Source organism: Mycobacterium sherrisii, from assembly GCF_002102355.1.
GTDB lineage: Bacteria > Actinomycetota > Actinomycetes > Mycobacteriales > Mycobacteriaceae > Mycobacterium > Mycobacterium sherrisii.
Genome location: NZ_LQPT01000094.1, coordinates 14,019 through 31,962, shown reverse-complemented (window position 1 = coordinate 31,962; position 17,944 = coordinate 14,019). Strand labels below are relative to the sequence as shown.

12 protein-coding genes and 1 riboswitch are annotated in these 17,944 nt (G+C 66.5%); of the genes, 8 read left to right on the top strand and 4 right to left on the bottom strand.

The window, feature by feature from the left end:
• Window positions 1-8: 8 nt before the first annotated feature.
• The 4 genes from AWC25_RS19585 to AWC25_RS19565 all read left to right on the top strand — a co-directional run bounded on the left by AWC25_RS19585 (window position 9) and on the right by AWC25_RS19565 (window position 6,624).
• Window positions 9-1,142, top strand: a complete 1,134-nt coding sequence (locus AWC25_RS19585) for a CaiB/BaiF CoA transferase family protein (RefSeq protein ID WP_069402439.1) — start codon at window positions 9-11, stop codon at window positions 1,140-1,142.
• Between the two features lie 83 nt (window positions 1,143-1,225).
• The gene (locus AWC25_RS19580; protein ID WP_085167308.1) at window positions 1,226-2,932 is read left to right on the top strand and encodes a thiamine pyrophosphate-binding protein; all 1,707 of its coding nucleotides are present in this window, start codon (window positions 1,226-1,228) and stop codon (window positions 2,930-2,932) included.
• Window positions 2,933-2,959: 27 nt separating this feature from the next.
• Window positions 2,960-4,390 (top strand): aldehyde dehydrogenase family protein, encoded by a 1,431-nt coding sequence (locus AWC25_RS19575; RefSeq protein WP_069402427.1) that lies wholly within the window; start codon window positions 2,960-2,962, stop codon window positions 4,388-4,390.
• Between the two features lie 236 nt (window positions 4,391-4,626).
• Window positions 4,627-6,624 (top strand): acyltransferase family protein, encoded by a 1,998-nt coding sequence (locus AWC25_RS19565; protein WP_069402426.1) that lies wholly within the window; start codon window positions 4,627-4,629, stop codon window positions 6,622-6,624.
• Between the two features lie 3 nt (window positions 6,625-6,627).
• On the opposite strand, the gene AWC25_RS19560 is transcribed toward AWC25_RS19565, so the two are convergent.
• Window positions 6,628-7,287, bottom strand: a complete 660-nt coding sequence (locus AWC25_RS19560) for an O-methyltransferase (protein ID WP_069402425.1) — start codon at window positions 7,285-7,287, stop codon at window positions 6,628-6,630.
• A 123-nt stretch (window positions 7,288-7,410) separates the two neighbouring features.
• A riboswitch (M-box (ykoK) riboswitch) is annotated at window positions 7,411-7,580 on the top strand.
• A gap of 277 nt (window positions 7,581-7,857) precedes the next feature.
• On the opposite strand from AWC25_RS19560, the gene AWC25_RS26670 reads away from it, so the two are divergent.
• The 3 genes from AWC25_RS26670 (at window position 7,858) to AWC25_RS19550 (ending at window position 10,254) form a co-directional block, all read left to right on the top strand.
• Window positions 7,858-8,064: a hypothetical protein gene (locus AWC25_RS26670; RefSeq protein WP_142278957.1), complete on the top strand. Its 207-nt coding sequence runs from the start codon at window positions 7,858-7,860 to the stop codon at window positions 8,062-8,064.
• A 111-nt stretch (window positions 8,065-8,175) separates the two neighbouring features.
• A complete protein-coding gene (locus tag AWC25_RS19555; protein ID WP_069402424.1) occupies window positions 8,176-9,972 on the top strand; it encodes an NRAMP family divalent metal transporter in 1,797 nt (598 codons plus the stop codon).
• A 27-nt stretch (window positions 9,973-9,999) separates the two neighbouring features.
• On the top strand, window positions 10,000-10,254 hold the full coding sequence (locus tag AWC25_RS19550; protein ID WP_142278956.1) for a hypothetical protein: 255 nt from the start codon (window positions 10,000-10,002) through the stop codon (window positions 10,252-10,254).
• On the opposite strand, the gene car is transcribed toward AWC25_RS19550, so the two are convergent.
• The gene (gene car, locus AWC25_RS19545) at window positions 10,251-13,835 is read right to left on the bottom strand and encodes a carboxylic acid reductase (RefSeq protein ID WP_084229519.1); all 3,585 of its coding nucleotides are present in this window, start codon (window positions 13,833-13,835) and stop codon (window positions 10,251-10,253) included. The genes AWC25_RS19550 and car overlap by 4 nt on opposite strands.
• Before the next feature lie 123 nt (window positions 13,836-13,958).
• Entirely contained in the window at window positions 13,959-14,714 is a 756-nt protein-coding gene (locus AWC25_RS19540; protein WP_069402421.1) for a L,D-transpeptidase, read from the bottom strand.
• 452 nt (window positions 14,715-15,166) lie between these two features.
• Between AWC25_RS19540 and AWC25_RS19535 the strand changes: the two genes are divergently transcribed.
• Window positions 15,167-16,099 carry a LysR family transcriptional regulator gene (locus AWC25_RS19535; RefSeq protein ID WP_069402420.1) on the top strand — a complete coding sequence of 311 codons (933 nt, stop codon included), beginning with the start codon at window positions 15,167-15,169 and terminating at the stop codon, window positions 16,097-16,099.
• Here AWC25_RS19535 and oxc read toward each other — a convergent pair.
• Window positions 16,083-17,789 (bottom strand): oxalyl-CoA decarboxylase, encoded by a 1,707-nt coding sequence (oxc, locus tag AWC25_RS19530; protein WP_069402419.1) that lies wholly within the window; start codon window positions 17,787-17,789, stop codon window positions 16,083-16,085. The two genes, AWC25_RS19535 and oxc, sit on opposite strands and share 17 nt — an antisense overlap.
• Between the last annotated feature and the right edge of the window lie 155 nt (window positions 17,790-17,944).

Sequence of the window (17,944 nt, the reverse complement as noted above, 5' to 3'; positions counted from 1 at the left end):
CCGGCCCGATGTCCGGGGTGCGCGTGATCGACCTAACCGCGATGGTGATGGGGCCGTATTGCACCCAGATCATGGCCGACATGGGCGCCGACGTGATCAAAGTCGAACCGCCCCAAAGAGATAACACCCGCTACATCTCGGTGGGTCCGGCGCCGGGCATGAGCGGGGTATTCGTCAACGTCAACCGGGGCAAGCGCAGCGTCGTGCTGGACTTGCGAACCGACGCGGGAGTCCGGGCGTTACGCGCGCTGGTCGAAACCGCGGACGTGTTCATCCACTCAATGCGCGCCAAAGCGATCGCCAAGCTCGGCTTCGGCTACGGCGACGTTGCCGCGATCAATCCCGCGATCGTGTACACGAACTGCTACGGGTACGGGCGCCGCGGCCCCGACCGCGACCGCCCTGCCTATGACGACACCATCCAGGCCGAGTGCGGCCTGCCCGCCGTGCAACAGCAACTGACCGGCGAGGCCGACTACGTCGGCACCATCATGGCCGACAAGATCGCCGGCCTGACGGCGCTGTACGCGACGACGATGGCGCTGTTCCACGGCGAGCGCACCGGCGAGGGGCAAGAGGTCGAGGTCGCCATGTTCGAGACTATGGCCTCGTTCATGCTCGTCGAACACGCCAACGGTGCGCTGTTCGAGCCGCCGTTGGGTCCGGCGGTATATCCGCGCACCGTGGCACCCAACCGCCGGCCGTACCGCACCAGCGACGGCCACATCGCAGCGTTGATCTACAACGACAAGCATTGGCAGGCCTTCATGCAGGCCGTGCGGCCGCCGTGGGCCAGCGAGCTGTATTCCACGCTGGAACAACGCGCCCGCCACATCGACACCGTGTACGGCCTGGTGGCCGAGACCATGAAAGAGCGCAGTACCGCGGAGTGGTTGACGCTGCTGCGTGAACTCGAGATACCCGTCGCGCCGCTGAACACGCCGGATGCGTTGTTCCACGACCCGCACCTGCAGGCCGTCGGCATGTTCGAGACGGTGGACACCCCGCACGGGCCGGTGCGTTTCCCCGGCGTGCCGACCTGGTTTTCCCGGACGCCGGGCCGCGTTGCCGGGCCCGCGCCCGAGCTCGGCGCCCACACCGCAGAGATACTCGGCATGCTCGAACTGCAGGTCGAGTCGTGAACCGCCGCAGCATATTTCGCTGCAATCCGGAGACGTCGGCTTTCCGGCCGCTCACGGTGAGCTATCCCTAAGGAGTTTCCAGCATGGCCGTGCCCGTGTACCAGCGCATTCTCGACCTGTTCGAGGCCGAGGGGGTGAATACCCTGTTCGGCATCCCCGACCCGAACTTCGTGCACATGTTCGCCGAGGCCGACGCCCGCGGCTGGTCGGTGGTCGCGCCGCACCACGAACTGAGCGCGGGATTCATGGCCGAGGCGGCATCGCGCATGACGGGCAAGCCCGGCCTGTGCATCGGCACGCTCGGCCCGGGCATGGCCAACATGGCCGGCGCGATCCAGTGCGCCAAGGTGGAGAACTCGCCGGTGATCTTCCTCGGCGGCCAGCGCGCCCGCATCACCGAACGCCGCGTCCGGCGTGGTCGCATCCAATTCGTCCGCCAGGAACCGTTGTTCACGGCATCGGTGAAGTACAGCGCCGCCATCGAGTACGCCGAGCAAACCGACGAAATTATCCGCGAGGCATTCCGCCGCGCCATGTCCGGCACCCCCGGCCCGGCCTACGTCGAGTACCCGTCACACGTCATCCTCGCCGAGCTCGACGTGCCGGATCCGCTGCCGCCCCAACGGTATCGGCTCGTCAACCAAACCGCGGGCGAACGCGAGGTGACCGAGGCGGCGGAGTTGATCCGGGCGGCAGAAAGCCCGATCCTGTTGGTGGGTCACGGGGTTCACACCTCACGCACCGGTGCGGTGGTCAAGCAGCTCGCCGACCTGATGCAATGCCCGGTGATCCAGACCTCCGGCGGCACGTCGTTCATCGACGGCCTCGAGGATCGCACCTTCGCCTACGGGTTCTCGCCGGCCGCCGTCGAGGCGGTGGTGAAATCCGACCTGTGCGTCGCCCTGGGCACGGAGCTCGGCGAACCGAGCCACTACGGCAGAACCCGGCACTGGGCGGCGAACGACGCCAAGCGCAAATGGGTTCTGGTCGAACAGGATCCGCTGGCCATCGGCGTCAACCGTCCCATCGACCTGCCGCTGGTCGGCGACCTGCGTGGCGTGTTGCCCCAGCTGGTGAACGCGCTGCGCGACACGCCGCGCGCGCCGTCGGCAGATCTGCAGCGCTGGATCGGTGACGACGCCGCGGAGCTGGCGCAGCTGGCCGACACTGCCCCGGCCGGGCGGACGCCGGTTCACCCGGCGCGGTTCATCGTCGAGGCCACCCGGGCGTTCCCGGAGAATGGGATCATGGTGCGCGACGGCGGCGCGACCGTCATCTTCGGCTGGACCTACTCGCAGGCCAAACCGCACGACGTCATCTGGAACCAGAACTTCGGCCACCTGGGCACCGGTCTGCCGTATGCGATCGGCGCGTCGGTCGCCGACGGCGGTCGGCGTCCGGTGATGCTGTTGACCAGCGACTCGGCGTTTCTTTTCCACATCGCCGAGTTGGAAACCGCTGCGCGGCAAAACCTTCCGCTGGTCTGCGTGGTGGGCGTGGACCACCAATGGGGGCTGGAAGTCGGCGTCTACAAGCGCACCTTCCCCCAGCCGTCGCCGCAGCCCGGCGTGCACTGGAGCAAGGACGTCCGGCTGGACAAGGTCGCCGAGGGCTTCGGCTGCCACGGCGAGTACGTCGAGAAGGAGGAGGAAATCGGTCCGGCGATCGCGCGGTCCTACGCCAGCGGCAAGACCGCCGTCGTCCACGTCTGCATCGATCCGAAGGCCAACTCCGAGGAGATGCCCAAATACGACGAATTCCGCACCTGGTACGCCGAGGGCACCCAGTAGACCAGCCGGCGAGAAAGGGACGATCTGATGCGCGACTACCTGAAGTTCTACATCGACGGACAATGGGTCGACCCGGTGCGTCCCAACACTTTCGACGTCGACAACCCGGCGACCGAACAGGTGTCCGGCAGAATTTCGCTGGGGTCGGCGGCCGACGTCGACGTGGCGGTCAACGCCGCCCGGCGGGCCTTCGGCGACTGGTCGCAAAGCACCCGCGAGCAGCGCCTGGATCTGCTGCAGGCAATCCTGGCCGAGTACCAGAAGCGGGCGGACGATCTGGCCGAGGCCGTCACCGAAGAAATCGGCGCACCTCCGTCGCTGGCGGCCGGACCCCAGGTCTTTCTCGGGATCGGTCACCTGACCACGGCCATCGACGTGCTGAAGAACTTCCCGTTCGAGGAGCAGCACGGGGCGACGCTGATCGCCCGGGAGCCCATCGGGGTCTGCGGCTTGATCACGCCGTGGAACTGGCCGATCAACCAGGTCGCGGTCAAGGTGTACCCGGCGTTGGCGTGCGGGTGCACGGTCATCCTCAAACCCTCTGAGGTGGCGCCCTATTCGCCCTACATCTTCACGGAGATCCTCGACGCCGCGGGCGTGCCGCCCGGGGTGTTCAACCTCGTCAACGGCGACGGCGCTGGCGTGGGTGTGACTCTGACGAGCCACCCAGGCGTCGACATGGTGTCGTTCACCGGCTCGACCCGCGCCGGCGTCGAGGTGGCGAAGAACGCCGCGCCGACCGTTAAGCGAGTGACCCAAGAACTCGGCGGGAAAAGCCCCAACATCGTCCTCGATGACACTGGGTTCGCCGAGAGCGTCAGCGCCGGCGTGGCGAACATGATGCCCAACTCCGGGCAGAGTTGTAACGCACCGTCACGACTGTTGGTCCCGAATTCGCGGCTGGCCGAGGCCATTACGATCGCCCGAGCGATAGCCGAGAAAGTCGTGGTGGGCGACGCCGACGACGCGACCTCGATCGGACCGGTCGCCTCGAAGGCGCAGTTCGACAGGGTGCAGCGGCTGATCCAACAGGGCATCGACGAGGGCGCGACGCTGGTCGCGGGAGGTCCGGGCCGGCCGCCGGGGCTGGACAAGGGCTACTACGTCCGGCCCACCGTCTTCGCGGACGTCACCAACGACATGACGATCGCACGCGAAGAAATCTTCGGGCCGGTGCTGTGCATCCTCGGCTATGACGACATCGACCACGCCGTCGAGATCGCCAACGACACCGATTACGGCTTGGCCGGGTTCGTCTCGGGGGCCGACCTCGACAAGGCGCGCGAGGTTGCTCGCCGGATCCGCGCCGGATGGGTGACGATCAACCACGCGTTTGACCTGAACGCACCCTTCGGCGGGTACAAGCGCAGCGGCAACGGCCGCGAGTGGAGCGATTTCGGCTTCCGCGAGTATCTGGAAGTCAAAAGCACACTGGGTTACGCGCCCGACGCCGGCTGAATCCCGAACCCCAAATCCGAACGCGCCGCGGCCGAAAACCGCTGCGTGTCCTCCGCCCGATCGTGCACGGCCGCCTCTAAGCTTGCTGACGTCACGAGGAGGGGCGACGACGTATCGGCAGCAACTACCGCGCTGGGCGGCAGAGTGGACCGACCGCGCTGAAACCGAGAACTGAGCCGGGCGGGGAGCACCCCGCGCCGGAGCGCCCTGCTGGGCCGCGTCGTTGGGTCGCCCCGATGCGCCGCTCCGGGCGGCTCGCGATCTGGGACAAACCCGACCGGCACGCCGGTATTCCGGCGCTGGACGGGCTGCGTGCCGTCGCCGTCGCCCTGGTCCTCGCCGACCACGGCGGGATCCCGGGTGTCACCGGCGGGTTCCTGGGCGTCGACGTCTTCTTCGTCCTCAGCGGCTTTTTGATCACCTCGCTCCTGCTCGATGAACTGGGGCGTACCGGACGTATCGATCTGACCGGCTTCTGGATTCGCCGAGCGCGCCGACTGTTGCCGGCGCTGGTCTTGATGGTGTTGGCCGTGGGTGCCGGGCGGGCGCTGCTGCCGGCCCAGGCCCTGACCGGCCTGCGCGACGACGCGATCGCCGCGTTTCTGTGGGTGGCCAATTGGCGCTTCGTTGCGCAAAAGACCGACTACTTCACGCAGGGCACCTCGTCACCGCTGCGGCATGCCTGGTCGCTCGGGGTCGAGGAGCAGTACTACTTCCTCTGGCCGGTGCTGTTAATCGTGGTGACGCTGCTGTTGGCGGCGCGGGCCAAGCGTTACTTCATGCGGGCCACCGTCGGCGGGGTGCGGTTCGCCACGTTCGTGATCGCCACCCTGGGAGCACTGGCTTCCGCGGCGGCGGCCATCGTCTTCGTCTCCGACACCACCCGGGACCGGATCTACTTCGGCACCGATACCCGCGCCCAGGCACTGCTGGTCGGCTCGGCGGCGGCCGCTCTGCTGGTACGAGATTGGCCGTCGCTGAACCGCGGCTGGTGCATGATCCGGACTCGCTGGGGTCGGCGGGTCGCCCGCGTGCTCCCGGTGCTCGGCCTGGCCGGCCTGGCGGCGGCGGCTCACTTCGCCACCGGCAACGTCGGCGATTTCCGCCACGGCCTGCTGATCGGGGTAGCCGTCGCGGCCGTCTTCGTGGTGGCCCCGGTGGCCATGGAGCAGCGTGGGCTGATCGCCCGCCTCCTGGCGCTGCCACCGCTGGTGTGGCTGGGGACCATCTCCTATGGCGTCTACCTATGGCATTGGCCAATCTTCATGGCGCTCAACGGCGAACGCACGGGGTTGACGGATTGGCCGCTGTTCGCGGCTCGGTGCGGTGCGACGCTGGCCGTCGCCGCCGCTTCGTACTGGCTGATCGAGCAGCCGATCCGCCGCTGGCGACCGGCCCGGGTGGCGCTGCTGCCGCTGGCCGCCGCGACCGTGGCCAGTGCGGCGGCGATCACGCTGCTGGTTGTTCCGGTCGGAACCGGGACCGGCCTACGCGAGGGCCTGCCGCCCGGGGTCTCGGCCGTCGCCGCGGTGTCGCCGGCGCAGCCCGGCGGCAGTCGCCCGGTGGGACCGCGAAACCCTAACCGGCCGTTCACCGTTTCGGTATTCGGTGATTCCATCGGATGGACGTGGATGCACTTTTTGCCGCCGACGCCCGGGTTCGCCTTCCTCGACCACACCGTCATCGGCTGCAGCCTGGTCCGCGGCACACCGTATCGGTACCTCGGCCAGACCCTGGAGCAACGCCCGGAATGCGACACCTGGCCGAGCCGGTGGGCGGCCCAGGTCAGCCAGGACCAGCCGGATGTCGCGTTGCTGATCATCGGCCGCTGGGAGACGGTGGATCGGGTCAATGAGGGGCAGTGGACCCACATCGGCGATCCGACCTTCGACGCCTACCTCAACGGAGAGCTGGAGCGTGCGCTGAACATCGTCAGCGCCAGCGGGGATCGCGTGGTGGTCGCCACCGTGCCCTACAGCCGGGGTGGGGAGAAACCGGACGGCCGTCTATACCCCGAAGACCAGCCGGATCGCGTCAACCAGTGGAACACCATGCTGCGCAAGACCGTTGCCGGGCACCCGAATGTGCAAATTTTGGATCTGAACAAAAAGCTTTGCCCGGACGGTGTTTACACCGCCAAGGTGGACGGCATCAAGGTGCGCAGCGACGGCGTCCACCTCACCCCGGAAGGGGTCAAGTGGTTGACGCCGTGGCTCGAAGAGTCCCTGCGATAGCGGCTAATCGCCGGTGCGGCAGCTGATTTCCATGCTGTCGTTTTCCCGGACGAGCAAGTTGAAGCTGGTGTATCCGTTACTGGGCGTGCGCACCCGCTCCAGATAGGGCGCCATATCGGCCGCGCTGGCATTGTCGGCGATGACCAAAGCGCCTGTGCTGAGCCGGGGTTCGAGCAGCTTGATCAGCGGCAGATAAAGGTCTTTCCAGCCGTCGAGCAGGACGAACTCGACCGGCCCGTCCAGCCCCTGCAACGTGGTGAGGGCGTCGCCCTGCAGGATCGTGATCAGGTCGGCCAGCCCGGTCTCGGCGAACGTCTGCTTGGCTGCGGCGATCTTGCTCGCGCTGAGCTCGGTGGTGATTACCCGGCCGGCGCCATTGTCGCGGACGGCGGCCGCGAGATGAATGGCCGAGATGCCGAACGACATTCCGAATTCGACGACCGTGCTCGGTCGGGCCGCCCGCACCAGCGCGTACAACAGCCGACCGGCATCCGGAGTCACCGGAATGTAGAACTCGCGCATCGCCTCGCTGCGCTCCGCTGCGGTCATCGGTTTGTTGAACTCGTGCATACGTTCGCGCAGCAGCGACATTTGGTTCTTCGTCTCGGCGTACATCCGATCGAGGACCGCCTCGACCCGGGGGTCCAGCAATGTGTTACCCATGTCGTCGAGGGTAGGCGGCGATGCTGCGGGGGTGGCCGGCGCCCACGAACTTGCGCTGTGAGCCAGCACACCACCGAGGCGACCCGTTTGACGAGCGGCGCTCTCGGTGCCAGCATGGACGGGCAAGCACCTCGGTAGGTGAGGCGTCTGCACGGACACAGGCCACTGACCCCGAACGTCGAGAGACGCCCCGGGTCAGGACAGCTCTTCCCGGACCCAAGGGTTGAGCCCAAGTGGCTTCTGGAATCCAGATACGCCGTGTAGTGCCGAAGCTCCGACGAGAGGGGTGCGCACGACGGCCCGCCCGGTTGCCGTTCCTGCCCCTCCGCGTGCGAAACGTAACGACACCCGCGTGTGTCATGGCCGTGAGGAGGTGAGGGCGAGATGAGTCCCGGCGATAATCCGCATCCGAAATCCATCTTGTTCCGATCCGGTCACGGCACCTCCTACTGCTGACCCAGCTCTGAATTCGCCTGTCCCGCAACCGCGGTAGCGGTGCGTGGCGCGCGCCCGGCTGGGCTGGACGCAGCGCGCCGATGAGCCGATCAGACATCCGGCGAGGGGGAAATCATGACTTTTGTTGTTGCACAACGGTTTCACGGCGTCGCAGAGCGGTCGATGCTGCGCGCGGGCAGGCTACTGCGCGACAAGTGGTGCTCGCTGCGTATCCCCAGCTACGACGAGCGGCCGTACCGGTATGTCTCGCAGACGCCGGTCGCCGTGATCTCGCCCGGCCGGGACGGACTGGCACCGCCCGGCCGGGACGGACACCGGTGACCCGCCGCGCCTCGCAGCCCCAGCGGCAGGTCCAGATCAGCGGCAACCCCTGTGCTGGGGAAGTGTCGATCGTTCGAGCTTCATAGCCCTACTCCAGATTGTGAGCACACGATGAGTTCCATCTTCACCCCGCACCCCGGAGGTTCACGCTTTTTCGGCTTCGGCCGCAACGCCGCTGGATCACGACGTTCGACGCCTGATGGAGTCGTGCTGAATCCTGCGCATACCGACGACATCGTCGGCGCGCTCGGCCGCATTCGGCGCGACAGCGACGCCGCTTTCACAGGCCGCTTCCGGCGTCTGCGCACGCTGATGGTCATCACCGGTCCGGGGCTGATCGTGATGGTCGGCGACAACGATGCCGGTGGGGTTGCGACGTACTCCCAGGCTGGACAGAACTACGGTGTGGGCCTGTTGTGGACCCTGGCGCTACTGATCCCGGTGCTCTACGTAAACCAGGAGATGGTCCTGCGGTTGGGCGCCGTCACGCGGGCCGGGCATGCCCGACTGATCTTCCAACGCTTCGGCAAGTTCTGGGGCGCGTTTAGCCTGGGCGATCTTCTCGTGGTTAATGCCCTGACGGTCGTCACCGAATTCATCGGCGTAGCAATGGCTCTCGGCTTCCTTGGCTGTCCGAAGATCGTCGCGGTTCCGGCCGCCGCGGTGTTGCTGTTCGCAGTGGTGGCCGGTGGCTCGTTTCGGCGCTGGGAAGCGCTGATGTTCCTGTTGATCGCGGTGAATGTGTTGATCATCCCGATGGTCCTGCTGGTACATCCCGCACCGGGCCGCGTCGCGGCTGGGCTGGTACCGCAGTTCCCGGGCGGGCTGAATTCCACTGTCCTGCTGTTGACGGTTGCCATTGTCGGTACCACGGTCGCACCGTGGCAGTTATTTTTCCAGCAGTCCAACATCGTGGACAAGCGCATCACGGCGCGGTGGATCCCGTATGCCCGTGCCGATTTGGCCATCGGGATCGTCGTGGTCATGGTCGGAGCTATCGCGCTGATGGTGGTATCCGCATTCGGGTTGGCGGGCACTCCTGACATGGGTAACTTCACCGATGCTGGCGCGGTTGCCGTCGGGCTCGCCCACCACGTGGGCACTCCCGCGGGGGTGCTGTTTGCGATCATCTTGCTGGACGCCTCGTTGATCGGGGCTAATGCAATCGGGTTGGCCACTACCTACGCCATCGGTGACGCGATGGGCAGGCGGCACTCGCTGCACTGGAAGATCAGCGAAGCGCCGACGTTCTATGGCGGCTACGCTGCGCTTTTGGCAGTGTCTGCCGGCGTCGCATTCAGCCCCGACCATATCCTGGGCTTGGTAACCCAGGGGGTCCAGGCGCTGGCAGGTGTCTTGCTTCCCTCGGCGACAGTCTTCTTGGTCTTGCTCTGCAATGACCACGCTGTTCTCGGACCGTGGGTAAACACTGTGCGACAGAACATCATCGCGTGGACCATCGTGTGGTCCCTGGTGCTGCTGTCCTTGGCATTAACGGCCACCACTTTTTTTCCGAGCCTATCGACCGTTACCATCGAGGCCGGACTGGCGGGTGGAGCGCTGATCGGCATCGTGGGAGGTGCCGTCGCAATCGTTGTCGGTCGGCGGCATCGGGACCGGCAGCGGGCAGAAATACTCGTCTGCCAGTTCGGCGGCGGACTGAACGCTGAAGACATCGACGAAATCGATGACGCTCCATCGCTCACCCCGGCCGAACGAAACGCTGTCCGCCGGCAGGACCGTGAACGGTGGCAGACACCCGATCTCGCCGAGCTCGCGAAGCCGGCCATGTCGCCGATACGTCGGGCGGGGCTGCTGACGCTACGAGCTTATCTGGTGGTGGCGGCGGTGTTCGTCGTGATCAAAGTCGTCGATATCGCTATCGCGGGACCGGCTGGCCTACTGTGAACCATTCAGTGGCGGAACGATTTTCCCATGCGTATGCCCGCGAACGGGCTGGACAACACCAAGACGAACTATGTGCAAAAGGTCACCGGCGGAACCTGGCAGCCGGTCGCCGTCGGCACCAACGGCACAATCATTTCTGGTGTTTCGCAAAACAATTCGCAGACCATCACCGTGTTGCTGTTGGCCGAGGGCAGCGTGCGCGGCGATCCCACCTACCCGGACCTCGCCACCGAGATCGGCCGCAAGCAAGCCGCCGCGGTCAAGGTTCGGCTAAGCGACTAGATTAACCCGAGCAGCCGCAGGTCCGAGACGTACTTAGCGATCAGGGCTTCGGAAAGGTGCGGTATGTCGTTGTCCGCGCCGACTTGGGCCGACCGCACCGCGGCGCGAAATACATCCGTCGGCGCGGGCGCGCCCCGCAGCGGCGCCTCGGGCTTGCGGTAGGCGTCGAGCAACGGCAACACCGAATGGGCGCGCTGCTTGTCGGGCAAAGACCGTAGCGCCGTCTCGAAGCGTGCAAACCACTCGTCATGGTCGTCGATGCGCCGGATGTCGTGACCGGCGGCGATCAACCAGTCCACGAACACGTCCAACGAGATCCCGTCGTCGTGCGGGTTCATCACGTCGAACGATCGGTATTCGCCGCCGGTGGCGGCTACCTGGCTGCCCAGCGCGGTGACCGCCTCGGCGACGAAATCCGCGGGCAGACCGTCGTAGTGCGCGACGGCGCGGCGGCCATGCGCGTCGGTCTGGTAGAACGACCCCGGCGCGATTTCGGTCACCAACAGGCTGAAGATCAAGCGGGTGAACGCATCCGGCACGTTCAGCTGTCCGGCGTACCGGCTGTGGGCGAGGATCATGTCCGACCGGAACACCGCGACCGGCAACCCGCACAGGTCATGCGCCTCGCGCAGCAACACCTCGCCGCCCCACTTGCTGTTCGCGTACCCGTTGGCGTAGCTGTCGTCGACGGGACGTACCGCGTTGATGGTGCGGATGTCGCCGTCCTCGGCGAACTCTGCGGGACTGATCGGCATAGCCACCGCGACCGTCGACAGATAGGTCACCGGTTTGATCCGCGTCGTGATGGCCAGCCGGATGAGCTCGGCGGTGCCCACCACGTTCGGCCCGAACAACTGGTCGTAGGGCAACAGGTGATTGACCAAGGCCGCCGGGTGCACGATCAGATCGACCCGTTGCGCGAGGTCTGACCAAATCCGTTGATCCAAACCAAGATTCGGCTCGCCGATATCGCCGACGATGACCTCTAGATGCGCTGCGGCCAAGGTTCGGAACCGCTCCAGCAATTGGGTGTCCCCGCTGTCGAAAGCCTCCTCGAGCCGCTTTGTGGCGGCTTCGCTGTCGGTACCGCGGATGATCGTGATGAGTCTTCCGCCGGTCTCGGCCAGCCGCTCCAGCCACTCCAAGGTCAAAAAGCGGCCGAGGTAGCCGTTGGCACCGGTGAGCAACACCGTGTGTGGCGTGCCGGTCACGCGGGGCAGCGACGGGGCGCGGGTCAACGTCTCGGCGTCGATGAACTTGTCCAGGGTGAGGTCGGCCGCGCGGACCACGGTGACGCCACGACCGTGCACGGTCGAGAACGTCGGCCGCTTAGACCCCGACTCACGTTCGGAATCAACGTATTCCGCCAGCTGACCGAGATCCAAAGCCGGGTTGATGATCCGGCCGACCGGGACCTCGACACCGAAGATGTCTTGCAGCAGATTGGAAAAGGTCAGCGCGGACAGCGAGTCGCCGCCAAGGTCGAGGAAGCGCGTGTCCGGCGCGGGCGGCCCGTCCGGCAAGCCGAGCAACGCCTCGGCCGCGCGTACCACGGTGTCGATCACCGGGCGTTCGGCGGCGCCCTCGCGCAACGCACGCAGCTCGGCGGTCCGGGTGGCGTCCAGCTCGGCGTAGAGCTCCTCAAGCCGTTGCCCGTAGTGCTCCTTGAGTTTGGGCCGCAACAACTTACCGACGCCCGACAGCAGACCGTTGTCCTCGCTGAACGGTTCGGACTCGACCAGGAAATCGGCGGGCACTTCGTACGATTGCAACTCGGCGAGTTTCGCGGTGCGGCGCAGCGATTCGGCGAGCGCGGCCTTGAGCCCGTCGGGATCGCCGGCGAACCGTTCCTGGGCCTCGACCGTCGGGACGACGACCGCCAACAGGTAAGGCCGTTCGCTGTTGCCGTAAACGAAGACCTGGCGGACCAGCGCTGCGCTGCTGAAGACCGCTTCCAGGCGGGCCACCGCGACGAATTCGCCCTGCGCCAGCTTCAACACGTTGTTGCGCCGGTCGACGTAGACCAGACGATCCGGGCCGATCTCGGCCATCACGTCGCCGGTGCGGTAATAGCCATCCGGGTCGAACGCGTTCGCGGTGACGTCGGGCCGCTTGAAGTATCCGCGAAACGCGGTGAGCGACTTGACCAGCAGCTCGCCCCGCGGAAACGGCTTGTCGGTGTGGAAGTAGCCGAGCTCGGGGACGTCGATGAGCTTGTAGTCCAGCACCGGTGGCCGGGTCACCACGCCGTCCTTGAACACCATGCCGACCTCGGTCAGCCCATAGCCGTCCAGCACGTGTACGTCCAAGCAGGATTCGATGAAGCTCTTCATCTCAGCGGCCAGCGGCGCCGTGGTGGAGAAACTGGTGATCACGCGGCCACCCAAAAGCCCTTCGCGCAGTTCGGCTTTCGCTTGCACGTCGGCGGATTCGGGTTCGGCGCCCGCGCCGACGAGACGCTCCACCGCACTCTGATAGCGTTGGTACAACATCTCGACCACCCGGGGCACCATGCCCATCTCGGTGGGGCGCACCAAGTTCCAGTCGTCGAACAGTGTCGAAAGATCGCTTTCCGGGACGAAGTAGCTGGTGCCGCCCGCCTGGAACGCCGACGACAGCGGGATCCGGCCACCCACGTGATTGAGCGGCATGAAGTTGACGTTGAAGACCGGTACGTCGGCGAATTCGGGGTAAAGCTCGTTCGTCCACAGCTTGGCGACCATGCGTTCGCTGTACATGGCCCCCTTGGGCAACCCGGTGCTGCCCGAGGTGTACATGATCATCGCCAGTCGTTCGTCGGTCTCGCCGGTGTACATCGGCTCCGGCGGCAGCGCGCGACCACGTTCGACCAGCGCGCCGTAGGTCTCAACGCGCAGGGTCATGCCGGCCTCGGCCAGCTTCGTCCGCGCGTGCTCGAGGTTCTCCCGGTGGTCGTCGATTTCCGGCTGGCAATCAAACACCACCAGCCGGCGCAGCGAGGTGCTGCCCAGCGCCGCGTCGACGGCAAGGTCCAGATATCCCGCCCCGGTGGCCAGCACCTGCGGCTGCACCTCAGCGATGATCGGCTGCAGCCGAGAGGCCGTCGCGTTGTGTTGGAGCGGGACGGCGACCAGGCCGAGGTAGCCGGTCACCAGGTCCAACGTCAAATACTCCGGGCTCGCGAAACCCAACGTGGCGACCACGTCCCCGGGCGCAACGGGGATGTCGTCGTCGCGCCGCCATGCCGCGGCGACGGCGCGGACGTTGTCCCACAGCTCCCGGTAGCTGATGGTGTCGAAGCGGTGCAGCAACCGCGAACCGGTCCGGCCCGTCGCGGGGTCGGTGACCAGCTCACGCGCCCGCCAGCCCAACGCCGGCCGGTCGGCGTGGCCGTCGACGAACATCTGCAAGATTTGCGGGAGGCGAAGGCCGGGTTGGCGCGCCGCGCTCTGCAGCGCGAGATCGGGTTTGGCGTTGCGGTATTGGTCGTCGGTGGCGTCCAAGCGCTCGATGCGTTCGGCGACGCGTGCTCGTGGGCCGACCGGGGGCCCAGCAAAGGTCGCGGTTTCGGATTCCGGTGCTCCCGGCGCTGTACTAGTCATGCCCACACCTCTCGTTCGGACGACTTTTAAGCGCAACCTCCCGCCCGTTGCGAGTCTTCCATCGATGAGGTGTGACCGTGGCCACTTGCCTTCGCCGTGCGGCCGCTCGGATTGGCAGTACCGCTACGCCACGACCTGGATTGGGTCACCCACGTTCACATTGTTGAAGTACCAGGCCGCGTTGTCCGGGCTCAGATTGATGCAGCCGTGACTGACGTTGGAATGCCCCTGCGAATCCACCGACCAGGGGGCGGAATGGACATACACACCACTCCAGGTCACCCGCACCGCGTACTGAGCCGTGATCTTGTACCCCTCGGGCGAACTCAACGGGATCCCGATCGTCCGGGAGTCCATCACCACGCTGCGTTGCTTCTCCAAGGCGGTGAAGTTACCCACCGGCGTCGGCCGACTGGGCTTGCCCATCGAGGCCGGCATCGTGCGCAGAATCTCACCGTTACGGCTGACCGTGAAGGTGTGGCCGGAGATGCTGGCGACACCGAGGAACGCGTCACCGGTGTCGAACCCCGTGGTCAATTCCTGCACGCCCACCGAAACGTGGCTGTGCGCCGGCCAGAACTGATTCGGAACCCATTGCATGACATTGTTCTCCGGCCATTCGAAGTGCCCGGACATGTTGCTGGAAGACGTCACGTGGATGGACCGTTCCACGGCGCCGCGATCGGACACCGGCGCGGTGAATTTCACGACCACCGGGTGCGCAATTCCCACCGTCGCACCGTCGGCTGGCAAAATTGCGGCGATCGCGGGAGTCGGCTGGGGGACCGGCACCGCAGCGGCCGCGCGTGCCCCCGATGTCACGGTGCCCAACGCCGTGATCGCGACCATAACAAATAGATAACGAACCCCACGGCCCATGGCGTCCACCCTCCGAGACGGTGCGATCAACACGACGATATTCTACTGGCTGTTTGGCTGGTGCGGCCTTTAGCAAACTCTCGATCGATTTGAGACCTTCGCTGTGTGACACGATGTCGAGCCGGTCCGCAGCTCAGTTCCGATCAGTTCCGCTGCTTTTACCGGCTCGGATCGAGCGCCGCCGAATCGGCCGCCAAAGTCGTTGAGCCGGACCAGGACTTGTTGTCGGCCCCAGTCAGCTGAAGAAAGTCCCTGGAAGAAACTGGAAGAAAGCGGTGTGGCCCGCCGGTGATCCCGCAGTGCGCAGCTGGCCGGGTGAAAGTGGCGGCGGGACAGTGGTCTTCGACGATGACCGGCGGGGCGGTGGGCCGCGATCGTCGGGCAGGACTGGCTGGTGGGCCGGCCACGGGTTAACCTCAGCAAAATCATTGCCCGCAGGCCGAGGAGGGCCGTTGCTTTTTCGCCAGCTGGAGTATTTCGTCGCGGTCGCTCAGGAACGTCACTTCGCTCGGGCCGCCGAGAAGTGCTACGTGTCCCAGCCGGCGTTGTCCGCGTCGATCGCCAAACTCGAGCGCGAGCTGAACGTCACGCTGATCAACCGGGGACACAGCTTCGAGGGCCTGACGCCCGAGGGTGAACGACTGGTCGTGTGGGCCAAGCGGATTCTGGCCGAGCACGACGCGTTCAAGGCCGAGGTGGATGCGGTGCGGTCCGGGATCACCGGAACACTGCGGCTCGGCACCGTGCCCACCGCCTCCACCACGGCATCGCTGGTGCTCTCGGCGTTCTGTTCGGCACACCCGTTGGCAAAGGTGCAAATTCATTCCCGGCTGGCCGCCACCGAACTGTACCGGCGTTTGCGTGAATTCGAACTCGACGCCGCGATCGTGCATGCGGCCCACGGCGACGCCCACGACGTGGACCTAGTACCGCTTTACGCCGAGCATTACGTCCTGTTGTCGTCGGCGGACATGCTGCCCTCCGGGGTGTCGACCCTGTCGTGGCGGGATGCCGCACAGTTGCCGCTGGCGTTGCTCACCGCCGACATGCACGACCGTCAGATCATCAACGAGACGTTCGCCGGTCACGGCCTCACCGTCGGACCGCAAGTCGAGACCGACTCCGTGGCTTCGTTACTCGCTCAGGTAGCCAGCGGTAACTGGGCGTGCATCGTTCCGCACACCTGGCTGTGGACGTCGCCGCTGGGCGGCGAGATCCGCGCCGTCGAAATGGTCGACCCGGTGGTGACCGCCGAGATTGCGCTGGCCACCAACGCCACCGGGCCGGGATCGCCGGTGGCCCGGGCGCTCGTCGCGGCGGCGCATCAGCTTTCGCTGAAGGAGTTCTTCGACACCCAGCTGCCGGGAGTCACGCGCCGGCGTTGACCCGGGTGGCGACGCTGGTCGGATTGAGGTTGGCCAGGTGGCCGCTTTCCACCCCGGCGGCCGGGTCGAGTGCGCAGTCGATGACCGACGGCCCGTTCGAGGCCACGGCCGCCGCCAGCGCGGCCCGCAACTCCTCGGGCGTGGTGACGTGATACCCCTTGCCGCCGAACGCTTCTGCGATCAGCTCGTGACGTGCACCGGCGTTGAGCACGGTCGGCGCCGGACGATCCCCGGTGGGCTTCTCGTCGCCGCGGTAGACGCCGCCGTTGTTGAGGATCACGACGGTCACCGGCAGGTGGTAGCGACAGATCGTCTCGACTTCCATGCCGCTGAAGCCGAAGGCGCTGTCGCCCTCGATCGCGACGACCGGCTTGCCCGTTTCGACGGCGGCGGCAATCGCATAGCCCATGCCGATGCCCATCACGCCCCACGTCCCGGTATCGAGGCGGTGTCGGGGCAATTCCATGTCGATGACGTTGCGCGCCAGGTCAAGCGCATTCGCCCCCTCGTTGACGACGTAGACGTCCGGATTCGCGTGCAGCACCGAACGAATCGCGGCCAGGGCATTGTAAAAGCGCATCGGGTGCGGGTTTTCGGCAAGACGGTCCCGCATCTTGGCGTCGTTGGACGCTCGGCGGCGGGCCAGCTCGTCGATCCATTCTTGTGGCACATCGACGGGGCGGGCGGTCAGGCGCTCGCGCAACGCCGAAACCACGGACGCGATGTCGCCGGCCAGTGGTGCCGCGATGGGCTGGTTGCTGTCGAACTCCGATGCCGCGATGTCGATCTGCAGGAACTTGGCGTCGGCCGACCACTGCGGCGATTCCCCATGCCCGAGAAGCCAATTCAGCCGCGCGCCGACCAGCAGCACCGCGTCGGCGCGGGCGATGGCCAGCGACCGGGCGGCCGCGACGGACTGCGGGTGCGAGTCCGGCAGCAGTCCCTTGGCCATCGACATCGGCAGGAACGGAATTCCACTGGCCTGGACGAACTCCCGGATCTGGTCGTCGGCGCGAGCGTAAGCGGCACCCTTGCCCAGCACGATCAGCGGCCGGTGCGCCTGCCCGAGTACCTCGAGTGCACGGTCGACGGCCTCGGGTGCCGGCAGCTGGCGGGGCGCGGGGTCGACGACCCGCCACACGCTGCCGGCGCCGGCCGGCGCCTCAATGGCCTGGCCCAGCACCGCTCCCGGAATGTCGAGATACACCCCGCCCGGCCGGCCGGAGACCGCGGCGCGGATCGCGCGGGCCACGCCCCGTCCGATGTCCTCGACCCGATCGACCCGGAACGCCGCCTTCGCGAACGGCCGGGCGGCGTTGAGCTGATCGAGGTCCTGGTAATCACCGCGCTGCAGGTCGACCAGCGCTCGATTGCTCGAACCCGAGAGCTGGATCATCGGGAAGCAGTTCGTGGTGGCGTTGGCCAACGCGGGCAGGCCGTTGAGGAAACCGGGGCCCGAGGTCGTCAGACACACCCCGGGCCGCCCGGTGAGAAACCCGGCCGCGGCCGCGGCGTTACCGGCGGACGTCTCCTGACGGAAGCCGATGTAGCGCATGCCGGACGCCTGCGCGACGCGCGCGAGGTCGGTGATCGGGATGCCGACGATGCCGTAGATGGTGTCGACGTCGTTGGCGGCAAGGGCGTCGACGACGAGGTGAAAGCCGTCGGTCAGCTCAGCGCTGGTGGTCATGTCCCCGCTCCTCCTCGGCGATGCGCGCAGCTCGGCACGTGCCGCGCGGCGGCACGGCGTGGCATGGCGTGGCATGGCGTAAGTTCGATAGCTGGCGATTATCAATCGTCAGGTGAACAGTATTGGACGCACTGTCGGGTCGCTCGGCATCCTGC